This window comes from Serinicoccus sediminis, from assembly GCF_004153545.1.
Taxonomy (GTDB): Bacteria; Actinomycetota; Actinomycetes; order Actinomycetales; family Dermatophilaceae; genus Ornithinicoccus; species Ornithinicoccus sediminis_A.
Window position 1 is genome coordinate 1 of record NZ_SDVA01000029.1, and the last position, 10756, is coordinate 10756.

At 76.1% G+C, this 10756-nt stretch carries 11 protein-coding genes; 4 read left to right on the forward strand and 7 right to left on the reverse strand.

All coding sequences use genetic code 11. From position 1 onward, the window contains the following. Both EUS26_RS16330 and EUS26_RS16335 read right to left on the reverse strand, forming a co-directional pair. On the reverse strand, positions 1 to 914 hold a 914-nt coding region (locus tag EUS26_RS16330; protein WP_130014893.1), incomplete at its 3' end, for a serine/threonine-protein kinase. 39 nt (positions 915 to 953) lie between these two features. After that, positions 954 to 2231 (reverse strand): LCP family protein, encoded by a 1278-nt coding sequence (locus tag EUS26_RS16335; protein ID WP_130014894.1) that lies wholly within the window; start codon positions 2229 to 2231, stop codon positions 954 to 956. Positions 2232 to 2317: 86 nt separating this feature from the next. Here EUS26_RS16335 and EUS26_RS16340 point away from each other — a divergent pair, with 86 nt between their 5' ends. Then, positions 2318 to 3295, forward strand: a complete 978-nt coding sequence (locus EUS26_RS16340) for a glycosyltransferase family 2 protein (protein ID WP_272947977.1) — start codon at positions 2318 to 2320, stop codon at positions 3293 to 3295. A gap of 5 nt (positions 3296 to 3300) precedes the next feature. Here the strand turns inward: EUS26_RS16340 and EUS26_RS16345 are convergent, their stop codons facing one another. Genes EUS26_RS16345 through EUS26_RS16355 form a run of 3 tightly spaced genes read right to left on the reverse strand, consistent with a single transcriptional unit; the run spans position 3301 to position 5533 of the window. Continuing rightward, positions 3301 to 3969 carry a 3-oxoacid CoA-transferase subunit B gene (locus EUS26_RS16345; RefSeq protein ID WP_130014895.1) on the reverse strand — a complete coding sequence of 223 codons (669 nt, stop codon included), beginning with the start codon at positions 3967 to 3969 and terminating at the stop codon, positions 3301 to 3303. 3 nt (positions 3970 to 3972) lie between these two features. Next, the gene (locus EUS26_RS16350) at positions 3973 to 4770 is read right to left on the reverse strand and encodes a CoA transferase subunit A (protein WP_130014896.1); all 798 of its coding nucleotides are present in this window, start codon (positions 4768 to 4770) and stop codon (positions 3973 to 3975) included. Between the two features lie 10 nt (positions 4771 to 4780). Continuing rightward, the gene (locus EUS26_RS16355) at positions 4781 to 5533 is read right to left on the reverse strand and encodes a TIGR03089 family protein (RefSeq protein ID WP_130014897.1); all 753 of its coding nucleotides are present in this window, start codon (positions 5531 to 5533) and stop codon (positions 4781 to 4783) included. A 60-nt stretch (positions 5534 to 5593) separates the two neighbouring features. Here EUS26_RS16355 and EUS26_RS16360 point away from each other — a divergent pair, with 60 nt between their 5' ends. Further along, entirely contained in the window at positions 5594 to 6529 is a 936-nt protein-coding gene (locus tag EUS26_RS16360; RefSeq protein WP_130014898.1) for a DNA-3-methyladenine glycosylase family protein, read from the forward strand. Here the strand turns inward: EUS26_RS16360 and EUS26_RS16365 are convergent. Continuing rightward, positions 6507 to 7541, reverse strand: coding sequence for a coenzyme F420-0:L-glutamate ligase (locus tag EUS26_RS16365; RefSeq protein WP_202865188.1), 1035 nt, complete (start codon positions 7539 to 7541; stop codon positions 6507 to 6509). The genes EUS26_RS16360 and EUS26_RS16365 overlap by 23 nt on opposite strands. Next, positions 7538 to 8551: a 2-phospho-L-lactate transferase gene (gene cofD / locus EUS26_RS16370; RefSeq protein ID WP_130014899.1), complete on the reverse strand. Its 1014-nt coding sequence runs from the start codon at positions 8549 to 8551 to the stop codon at positions 7538 to 7540. The genes EUS26_RS16365 and cofD overlap by 4 nt, the downstream gene beginning before the upstream one ends. A 159-nt stretch (positions 8552 to 8710) precedes the next feature. On the opposite strand from cofD, the gene EUS26_RS16375 reads away from it, so the two are divergent. After that, entirely contained in the window at positions 8711 to 8980 is a 270-nt protein-coding gene (locus tag EUS26_RS16375; RefSeq protein ID WP_058891690.1) for a WhiB family transcriptional regulator, read from the forward strand. A gap of 59 nt (positions 8981 to 9039) precedes the next feature. Next, positions 9040 to 10756: glycosyltransferase (locus EUS26_RS16380; protein ID WP_130014900.1), on the forward strand; the 1717-nt coding region annotated here is incomplete at its 3' end.

The window sequence follows — 10756 nt, forward strand, 5'->3', positions numbered from 1 at the left end:
GCCGCACCCAGGGCGCCGACGCCGCCGACCGCCCCGGTCGACGGGCCGCGGCCCTCGGCCACGGCCCGCCGCTCCCGCGCTGCCCGCGCGGCGTCCCACCGGGTCGCCGGGTCGGGGTCGAGCATGCCTCGCAGCGCGGGGGTGAGCTCCCCGGCATACCGCGGCGGCCGTGGTTCCTCGCGGGCGATCGTGTGCAGCTGGGCCACGGCGTTGGGCCGCTCGTCGAAGGGCCGGCGACCCTCGACGGCGGCGTAGAGCGTCGCGCCGAGGGCCCACACGTCCGAGGCGGTGCTGGGGTCCTCCCCGCGGGCGAGCTCGGGGGAGAAGTAGGCGGCGGTGCCGGACACGAACCCGGTCCGGGTCAGCTGCGGGTCCTCGTCGGCCCGGGCGATGCCGAAGTCGGTGAGCTTGGCGTCGTGCCCCTCCCCGCCGGTGAGCAGCACGTTGGCGGGCTTGACGTCCCGGTGCAGGATGCCCGCGCGGTGGGCCGCCGCGAGGGCCGTCGCCATCTGCGCGCCGATCGCGGCGACCTGGTCCGGTGGCAGGCGGCGGCCGTCGCTGATGAGCTCGGCCAGGGAGGGGCCCTCGACGAACTCCATGACGATCCACGGCGACCCCTCGTGCTCGAAGGCGTCGTAGACCCGGACCACGTGCTGGTGCGCCAGCGTCGCGCTGGTGCGCGCCTCCCGGAAGCCGCGGCTGAGCAGGACCTCCGTGTCGGTCTCGCCGGCGACCCGCTTCAGGGCGACCTGGCGCCCGAGGTTCTCGTCGGTCGCGAGCCAGACGTGACCGCCTCCACCCCGTCCCAGGGTCCGGACGATGCGGTAGCGGCCGGCCACCAGGCTGGGGTCCTGGGACGCCGGCGCCGGGGACGTCGTGTGCTCGTCGTGGTCGGCGTCGTGCGGGTCCGCCATGGTCACCTCCGATCAGCGCAAGGGTAGCCCGTGGGCTGCTCAGGGCTCGACGGTGATGGGCTGTCCCTGCCGGAGCGCGGAGAACAGCTGGCCGGCACGCTGCTCGTCCCAGAGGACCGCGCTGCCCACGGGGGTCTGGTAGTTGGGATCCGCGGTGGGGACGGTCACCGAGATGCCCTCGCCCGCCGCGACCTGGCGCATGGCCCACGCCATCCGGCCCGCCTCGAGCATGGAGGTGTCCTCGCCCAGGCTGAGGGAGGACCCGGTCGCGGTGCCCACCTCGTGCAGCCGCCAGGGCACCAGCACGGTGGCCGGGGTGAGCATCTTGTCGACGAGCGCGGCCAGGAACTCCCGCTGCCGCTCCACCCGGCCGAGGTCGCCCCGCGGGTCGCTGTAGCGCATCCGCACGTAGCCGAGGGCCTGCTCGCCGGCCAGCTCCTGGCAGCCGGCGGGCAGGTCGATGTGCGCCTTCTCGTCGGCGATCGGCTCGTCGAGGCACATCTCGACGCCCCCGACGCCGTTGACGACGTCGACGAAGCCCCCGAAGCCGATCTCCAGGTAGCCGTCCACGGGCAGCCCGGTGGCCCGCTCCACGGTGTCCACGAGCTGCTCGGGGCCGCCGTTGGCGTGGGCGGCGTTGAGCTTGTTCCACCCGCCGTCGCGGATCTCGACGTAGCTGTCGCGCGGCAGGCTCACCAGGGTCGGCTCGCCGAAGGTCGGCACGTGCAGCAGCATGACGGTGTCGGCGCGGTGGCCCTCGGTGAAGCCGGTGCCGAACTCGCCGCGTTGCTCCTCGGTGAGCGCCTCCCGGCTGTCCGTGCCGACGAGCAGGTAGTTGGCCCCCCGGGCCCCGACCGGGCGGTCGGCCACGTCGGGCGAGGCGTCGATGCGGTTGACGCTGCCCCAGACCTGGGCCACCACGACGATCATCGCCACGAGGTAGGCCACGAGGCCGAGCGCGAGCAGGGCGACGACCCGCCGGACACCGTAGCGCGGGCGCCGGCGCCGGGGTCCGGGCGTCGCGGACCGCCCCGCGCCGCCCGCACGGTCGCCGTCGTTGTACCGGCCGCCGTCGTCGTACCGGTCGTGAGCGGCATACCCGGCGCGGTCGTCGTCGTACGGGTCGTGGTCGTCGTACCGGTCGTGAGCGGCATACCCGGCGCGGTCGTCGTCGTACCGGTCGTGGTCGTCGTACCGGTCGCGATGACCCGTGGGGGGCAACGGGATCCGCTCCGTGGCGTCGGGGTCGGGACGACGGCCCTCACGCGGGGTGCGCGGCATGGGGCGGGTCCAGTCGTCCTGCGGATGGTCGGGCACGGGACGACAGACTACGTCCTGGACCTTGCCCGGGGCTGGGAGTGCCGTGCCCCCGCGCGCGTCCGGGAGCGGGGTAGCCTCGCGGCGTGAGTTCTGCGTCCCGGCCCACCTCCGCCCCGCCCGTGTCGGTCGTCATGACCGTCCTCAACGAGGAGGAGCACCTCCCGCAGGCGGTGCGCTCGGTGCTGGCCCAGGACTACCCGGGGCCGATGGAGGTCGTCGTCGCGGTGGGGCCCGGGCGGGACCGGACGCGCGAGGTCGCCGACGGGCTGGCGGCCGCCGACGACCGCGTCCAGGTGGTGCCCAACCCCTCGGGGCGCACCCCGGACGGGCTCAACGCGGCCATCGCCCGGGCGAGTCACGAGGTCGTCGTCCGGATGGACGGGCACGGCGAGCTGAGCGCCGGCTACGTGCGGCGCGCCGTGGAGATCCTCGAGGAGACCGGCGCCGCCAACGTCGGGGGCATCATGCTGGCGGAGGGGTCCGGTGCCATGCAGGAGGCGGTCGCGCTGGCGATGCGCTCCCCCCTCGGCATGGGTGCCGAGCGTTTTCACGTCGGCGGGGAGGCGGGCCCGGCGGACACCGTCTTCCTGGGCGTCTTCCGGCGCGAGTGGCTGCGCCGGGTCGGGGGCTACGACCCCGCCTTCACCCGGGCCCAGGACTGGGAGATGAACCACCGGATCCGGCAGGCCGGCGGGACGGTGTGGTTCACGCCCGAGCTGACGGTGACCTACCGCCCCCGGTCCACCTTCCGCGACCTCGCCCGGCAGTTCTACGGCAGCGGGCAGTGGCGACGGCAGGTGGTGCGTCAGCACCCGGACTCGGTCAACGCCCGCTACCTCGCGCCGCCGGTGACCCTGGTTCTCATCGCCCTCGGGGCTGCCGGCGGGCTGGCCTGGCGGCCGCTGTGGGTGCTGCCGCTGGGGTATGCCGCCGCCGTCACCGCCGGCGGGGCCTGGGTCGCCCGCGGACGCGCCCCCCGGGTCGTGGCGCGGATGCCCGCCGTGCTGGCGACCATGCACCTGACGTGGGGGGCCGGTTTCCTGCGGGGCCCGCAGCGCTGACCGGGTCAGGCGGGGGGCACGGGCTCCGGGGTCGGCTCGTCGAGCGCGATCCGCAGCGGCGGCTCGGTCTTGTCGACGACCTCGTCCACCTCGACGCCGGGCGCCAGCTCGCGCAGGACCAGGCCGTCCGGGGTGACGTCGATGACGGCGAGGTCGGTGATGATGCGCTGGACGACCTGCAGCCCGGTGATGGGCAGGTCGCACTCGGTGACGATCTTGGCCGAGCCGTCCTTGGCGACGTGGTCCATGAGGACGACGACCTTCTTGGCCCCCATGACGAGGTCCATGGCCCCGCCCATGCCCTTGACCATCTTGCCGGGGATCATCCAGTTGGCGATGTCGCCGGCGGCGGAGACCTGCATGGCCCCGAGGATCGCGGCGTCCACCTTGCCGCCGCGGATCATCCCGAAGCTGGTCGCCGAGTCGAAGAAGCTGGCGCCGGGCCGGACCGTGACGGTCTCCTTGCCGGCGTTGATGAGGTCGGGCTCCTCGTCGCCCTCGTAGGGGTAGGGGCCGACGCCGAGGATGCCGTTCTCGGACTGCAGCACCAGCTCGACGTCGTCGGGCACGTAGTTGGGCACCAGCGTGGGCATCCCGATGCCCAGGTTGACGTAGTCGCCGTCGTGCAGCTCGGCGGCGGCACGCGCGGCCATCTCCTCACGGGTCAGCGCCATGGCTCAGCCCTCCTGGTGGGTGGTGGCGTCGGGTCGCGGACGGGTGGTCCGCTTCTCGATGTCCTTGTCGCCGGCCTGCTCGGGGGTGAGCGCCAGCACCCGCTGCACGTAGATGCCGGGCAGGTGCACCTCGTCGGGGTCGATCTCCCCGGGCTCGACCAGCTCCTCGACCTCCGCCACCGCGACCTGCGCGGACATGGCGCACAGCGGGTTGAAGTTGCGGGCCGCCTTGTTGAAGACCAGGTTGCCGTGCCGGTCGCCCCTGGCCGCCCGGACCAGTGCGAAGTCGGCGAAGATGGCGTGCTCCAGGACGTGGTCCCGGGCGTGCCCCCGCACCTCGAACTCACGCTTCTCCTTGGCCGGGGACTCCTTGACCACGGTCCCCTCGCTGTCGTAGCGCCACGGCATACCCCCCTCGGAGACCTGCGAGCCGACCCCGGTGGGGGTGAAGAAGGCCGGGATGCCGGCGCCGCCGGAGCGCAGCTTCTCGGCCAGCGTGCCCTGCGGGGTGAGCTCGACCTCGAGCTCGCCGGAGAGGTACTGGCGCGCGAACTCCTTGTTCTCCCCGACGTAGGAGGCGATGACCCGGCGGATGCGGCCGTTGGCGAGCAGCAGGCCCAGCCCGGCGCCGTCGACGCCGCAGTTGTTCGAGGCGACCTCCAGCTCGGCGGTACCCTGCTCGAGGACCTGGTGGATGAGCACGGTGGGGATGCCGGAGAGCCCGAACCCGCCCACCGCGACGGTCATGCCGTCGGTGAGCCCCTCGAGCGCCTCCGCGGCGGAGGTGACGACCTTGTCCATGGCCGCGAGGTTACCGGTCGGCCGGACCGTCCTCGTCGCCGGTCCGGTGGCCGGCCCGGTGGTCGACCCCCTCGGCGGCCCAGCGGGGGTCGTCCGGGTCGGCCGGGGCGCCGTGCACCAGGACGGCGGAGGCCTCCCGGTCCAGCAGCTGGAGCACCTGGCGGACGAACAGCCCGGGGTCGGTGGAGGGGAGCAGGGTCCGGGCGCCGTCGGGCAGGGGCGGCAGGCCGGAGAGGAGCTCGGCGTAGCTGACCCGCTCCCCGGCGGTCACCAGGGCGGTGTCCGCCTCCTCGGCCTCGTCCCACGGCGTGAAGTCGTCGGCGTAGCTGGCGAGCTCGGCGGCCTCGTCCATCACCCCGGAACGCAGCTCGCCGTCGAAGTGCCGCGCCAGCGCCGGCAGCGACACCGCGACGACCTCGTCGCAGTCGTCCGCGACCGGGCTGTCCGGGTCGGCGGTGACGAGCACGTCGGCCCCCTCGTGGGCGTCGACGGTCAGGGTCGCACCGACCGACCAGACGGCCAGCGCCCAGTAGCCCAACCGCCAGTGCGGCGCGGGCAGGTCCACCAGGACCACCGACCCGGGCTGGACGTCGAGCCCCTCCTGGAGCGCGTTGGCGGCCTTGGCGACCCAGGTGCGGAGCACCTTGCGGGAGATCTCGATGCGTTCCCCGGTGCCCCCGGGACGGTCGTCGTAGTAGGTGAGGGCCGGGCGGGTGGCGTCGGCGGCGACGGCCCGCGCGAGGACCTCGTGTGGAAGCTGCACGCGCCCACGCTAGCCGGTGCCCTTGCGTCCGGGGCAACCTGCGAGGCAGGGTTGCCGGTCGTGGACACGGCCCTGCACCGCGTATGGCGCCCGCTCACCCCCCTGGACGTGGGGGCGACGTGGGGCACCCTGCGGCGTGGGGCCGGCGACCCGACCTGGCGCACGAGCGGGGGCGCCCTGTGGCGGGGGGTGCGGACCCCGCAGGGTCCGGCCACGCTGCGGCTGCCGCGCCGGCCGGCGGACGCGCCGGTCGCGGCCCGGGCGTGGGGGGCCGGGGCGGAGTGGGTGCTGGAGCACCTGCCGCGGATGCTGGGGGAGGAGGACGAGCCGTCCGGGTTCGCGCCGGTCCACGAGCCCGTGGCGCTGGCCCTGCGGCGGCACCCCGGGTGGAGGGTGCCCCGCACCGGGCTGGTGCTGGAGTCTCTGGTCCCCGCCGTGGTCGAGCAGAAGGTCACCGGCCAGGAGGCGTTCTCCGGGTGGCGCCGCATGGTGCAGCGCTTCGGTGAACCGGCGCCGGGGCCCGGCGCCGGGCTCGGCCTGCGGGTGCCGCCCTCGGCCGCGGCCCTGCTCGCCGTCCCGTCGTGGGAGTGGCTGCGCGCCGGGGTGAGCCCGCAGCGGGCCGACACCGTCGTGCGGGTGGTGCGGGTGGCCGACCGGCTCGAGGAGTGCGTCGACCTGTCCCGCGCCGGGGCGCGGGCCCGGCTCACCGCCATCCCCGGTGTCGGTGTGTGGACGGCCGCCGAGACCGCGCACCGCGCCCTGGGCGACCCGGACGCCGTGTCCTTCGGCGACTACCACGTGGCCGCGAACATCGGGTGGGCGCTGACCGGCCGGCCCGTCGACGACCACGGCCTGGCCGAGCTGCTGCGTCCCTACGCCGGGCACCGCTACCGCGTCCAGCGGCTGCTCGAGCTGTCCGGGGCGATGCGCCCGCGCCGCGGACCCCGCATGGCCCCCCGCACCCACCTGCCGGTCAGGCGTCACCGGGCCCGCTGAGGACCTTCACCTCGACCTGCAGGTCCTCGGCGGCCAGCGCCACCTCGAGCCGGGCGGCGACCCGCCCGGCCAGCACCGGGTCGGGCGCCCGCACGTGCAGGCCGGCGGCGACGGACCCACCCACCCGGGCGCCCTCGTGGCCCAGCAGCGCCAGGGCGGTGGCCCGGGCCTGGCGGTGCTCGGGCGGCTCGGGCACGACGCCCGGGAGGCCGACCTGCCGCGCCTCGGGGCCCCCGGGCGGGGCGCCGAGGGCGGCCCGCACCGCCTCCCGGTGGCCGAGGGCGAACCAGTCGCCCGGCCCGGTGCGCACGAGCGAGCGGGCACCCGGCCCGGGGTCGTCGAGGACCAGCGCGTCGAGGCCCCTGACCAACGCCGCCCCGATGCCGCTCGCCTTGCCCTTGACCAGGTCCGCAGCACCGGCGAGCTCGTCGGCGACGGCCCGGCTGGTGACCGCCAGGGGCCTGCCGTCGGCGTCGCGCCCACCCCGCAGGTCCTCCAGCACGGCCAGGCCGCAGGCCCCCAGCGCCAGGTCCGTCTGCCCGTCCCGCCACGGCCGACCGGCGGTGTCGGTGACGAGCAGCCCGAACCGGGGGCGGGGGTCGCCGAGCCGCCGGGTCATGGCCTGGTGCAGGTCGCGGGTGGCCGCGTCCGGGTCGTGGGGGAGCACGAGCACCGCGTCGGTCGCCCCGGTGTTGCTGGCGTCCACCCCGGCCGCGGCGAGCACGGGGCCGGCCGCCGACTCGACCACCTGGGTCAGCCCGGCCGGCGTGACGCGTTCGGCCACCACACGGACGGTGTGCTCGCGCACCACCTCGTCCCGGTCGACCGGTGGCTCACGGCGCAGCCCGAGCGCCTTGGAGACCAGCTTGCTGGAGACCACGACGACGTCGCCGTCCTGCACCCCTCCCCAGCGGTCCGCGGCGGAGACGAGCACGCCGGCCAGGTCGAGACCGGCGGTGACCTCGGGGATGCCGGTGAGCGGCAGCACCTGCAGGGCGCCGTCGCCCGTCACGCGCGACCCCGGCCGGCGCTCGCGGCGGCCAGCTCCTGGCCGAGCTGCAGGGCGGCGTCGGCCAGCCGGGCCGCTCCCTCCTCGTCCCGCATGAGCAGGTCGAGAGCGCGGACCTGGATGCCGGCGGGGTAGGCGACGTCGTCGGGGTGGTCCGCGGTGTCCACCAGCCACCCGTCGAGGAAGTCGGCGTAGAGGCCGGCGACGCCGGCCGCGCTGACCTCCACGTCGAGCGGCCGCAGGCAGGCGTCGGCGTGCCCGCGGACGGGCCGCCCGCCGAGCAGCGGGCTCACCCCCACGACGGGGGCCCGCGTCCCGCGCAGGGCCTCCCGGACCCCGGGGACCCCGAGGATGATGCCGATGGAGACGACCGGGTTGCTCGGCGGGAGGAGGACCAGGTCGGCCGACCGGATGGCGTCGAGGACGTGCGGCGCCGCGGACGCCTGCGCGAGGCCGGCGACGGTGAAGCGACGGGCCGGCAGGGCCGCGCGGTGGCGCACCCACCACTCCTGGAAGTGGAGGGCGCGCTCGCCCCCCTCGTCGTCGTCGACGACCACGTGGGTCTCGATGGGGGTGTCCGTGGCGGGCAGCAGCCGCACCCCCCGCTCCGGCAGTCCCCACCGCACGGCGAGCCGCTCGGTGACCTGGCTCAGCGTCAGGCCCTGGGACAGCCAGCGCGTGCGGGCCAGGTGGGTCCCGAGGTCCCGGTCGCCCAGCGTGAACCATCCCGGACCCACGTCGAGGGCCGCCAGCTCCTGGGCCACGCGGGTGGTCTCCTCCGCCCGGCCCCAGCCCTGCGCCTCGTCGACGGCGCCGCCGAGGGTGTAGAGGAGGGTGTCGAGGTCGGGGCACACCCGGAGACCGACCAGCGTGATGTCGTCGCCGGTGTTGCCGACGACGGTGACCTGGGACCGGCCGTCGGGGCCGTCCTGACCGTCGTGGGGGAGCGCGGCCAGGAGGCCACGGGTGAAGCGGGCGCCACCGACGCCGCCGGCCAGAACGGTGATCTGCATGCGGCCATTGTCGCCTCGCCGCGACTTTTACCAGATCTTGGGTTGACTCCAGCGGATGACACGCGTGTAATTCAGGTGTTGCGATCTTGCGCCGGAGCACCTTCGGCCGCGGGGGCGCGGCCGGCGACAGGTGTGTAGGCGAGAGGTCGAGGAGGAGCCATGCACGAGCTGGAGCTCATGTCCATGATGCACGGGATCGACGAGACGGAGGAGATGTCCTGGCAGGAGCGGGCGCTGTGCGCGCAGACCGACCCTGAGGCGTTCTTCCCGGAGAAGGGGGGATCGACCCGGGAGGCCAAGAAGGTCTGCGTCGGGTGCGAGGTGCGCGCCGAGTGCCTGGAGTACGCCCTGTCCAACGACGAGCGCTTCGGCATCTGGGGCGGGCTGTCGGAGCGGGAGCGGCGCAAGCTCAAGAAGCGCGCGGTCTGAGCGGGCGCACGGCGGCCGCCGGGACCACCAGCACCGACCGGCCGTCGCCGGGACCAGTCATGTCGAGCAGCCCCACCCCCCGCCCGGTCGGCCGGGGTGCGGCCCGCGCCGCCGTGGACCACGTGTCCGCGGTGGTGCTGCGCACGAGCGGCGTCCCGTCCGCGGACGGGGCGGGTGGTGACCCGGCCGGGCCCGCACCGCAGGAGGGGGGCGGCGAGCCCGGGTCGACGCGGGCGCTGGACCGGTATGCCGACACGCTGCGGGCGGTCGCCGGCCAGCACCAGGGGCCCCAGCGCGTGCTGGTCCTCCACCCGGACCCCGCGGGGGACGAGGCCGCGGGGGTGGAGCGCCTCGCCACCGAGCTCGGTGTGGGGGTGACCTTCGTGCACCACCCGGGGGTCGACCGGGACGGCCAGGTGGACGCCGCGCTGGCGCAGCTGGCCCGGGGGCCGGGCCGCTGGGTCTGGTTCCTGACCCCGGGGGCGGTGCCCGAGCCGCCGGCGCTGTCGGCCCTGGTGGCGACTGCCCGGCGCAGCAGCCGGGTCGGTGTGGTCGGGCCCAAGCTGGTCCGGGTGGACCAGCCGCGGCTGCTCCGCTCGCTGGGTCACCACCTGACCCCCGCCGGCCGTGCCGTGGACCCGACGGTGCGCGCGCTGGTCGACCAGGGCCAGCTGGACCAGCGCCAGGACGTCCTGGGGGTGCCGCTCAGCGGCTCCCTGGTGGACCGGGACCTGCTGGAGCGGGTCGGGGGCCTCGACCGGGCCTTCTGCGCCGACGGGGTGGACGGTCTCGACGTCGGGTGGCGCAGCCACCTCGCCGGCTACCGCGTGGTCGTCGCCCCGGACGCGGTGGTGCGGATCGACGACGCCGGCCTGGGCCTGCAGGACCCGCTGACCACCCGGCGTCGCACCCGACAGCTCGCGCTCGCCCGCGGACCCGCGTGGGCGGCGCCCTGGCGCGCCCTGGGGGTGCTCGTCACCAGCCTGGCCGCGGCCCTGCTCCTGCTGCTGGTCAAACGTCCGGGCGAGGCCGCCGGAGAGTGGGCCGACGTCCGGGCGGTGCTGGCCCCCGCCCGTGGCTGGGGGGCACGGCGCCGTTTCCGACGGGTGCGGTCCGTGGCCCCGCGCGACCTCGCCGGGCTGCACGAGCCCCGGGGCACCGGGTGGCGGGCGACCATGGAGACCGTCGGCGAGGCCCTGGACCCGCGGGCCCGCAGGTCACGGGCGCGGGAGCGCCGGTCGGGGGCCGTCGGGGCCACCGAGAGCGGGCCGGTCTCGGAGGAGTTCGACGAGCTCGCCGGAGAGGGCCGGGCCAGCCGGTGGTGGAGCTGGCCGCTGGACACCGCCTGCCTGCTCGTCCTGCTGCTCACCGCGTGGTGGGTGCGGGGGCTGTGGTCCGGGCTGGACCCGTCGTCCACCGGGTGGTCCGGCGGCGAGCTCGGCCCGGGTCTCGGGGACGCCGGCGCCCTGTGGTCCTCCGCGGTCGACGGGTGGCGGGGCGGTGGTCTCGGGCACGACGACCCGCCCCAGACCTGGCTCGTCCCCCTGGCGGCGCTGAGCGCCGTCACCGGGCTGCTCCCCGGGGCTGGGCGGGACACCGCCGGTCCCACCCTCGCCTGGATGCTGGCGCTGGCGCCGGTGCTGAGCGTCGTCACCGCCTACCTGGCCCTGCGGCGCAGCACCGCGCGTCGGTGGGCGCGCGCCGCGCTCGCCCTGGGGTGGGGGGTCGCCGCCCCCCTCCCCGCGGCCACGGCACAGGGCCGGGTGGGGCCCGCCG

Bases quoted from the DNA above. Each gene is read 5' to 3' on its own strand.
- EUS26_RS16375 (WP_058891690.1), top strand. From the start codon at position 8,711: ATGCACGAGCTGGAGCTCATGTCCATGATGCACGGGATCGACGAGACG.
- cofD (WP_130014899.1), bottom strand. From the start codon at position 8,551: ATGCAGATCACCGTTCTGGCCGGCGGCGTCGGTGGCGCCCGCTTCACC.
- EUS26_RS16345 (WP_130014895.1), bottom strand. From the start codon at position 3,969: ATGGCGCTGACCCGTGAGGAGATGGCCGCGCGTGCCGCCGCCGAGCTG.
- EUS26_RS16350 (WP_130014896.1), bottom strand. From the start codon at position 4,770: ATGGACAAGGTCGTCACCTCCGCCGCGGAGGCGCTCGAGGGGCTCACC.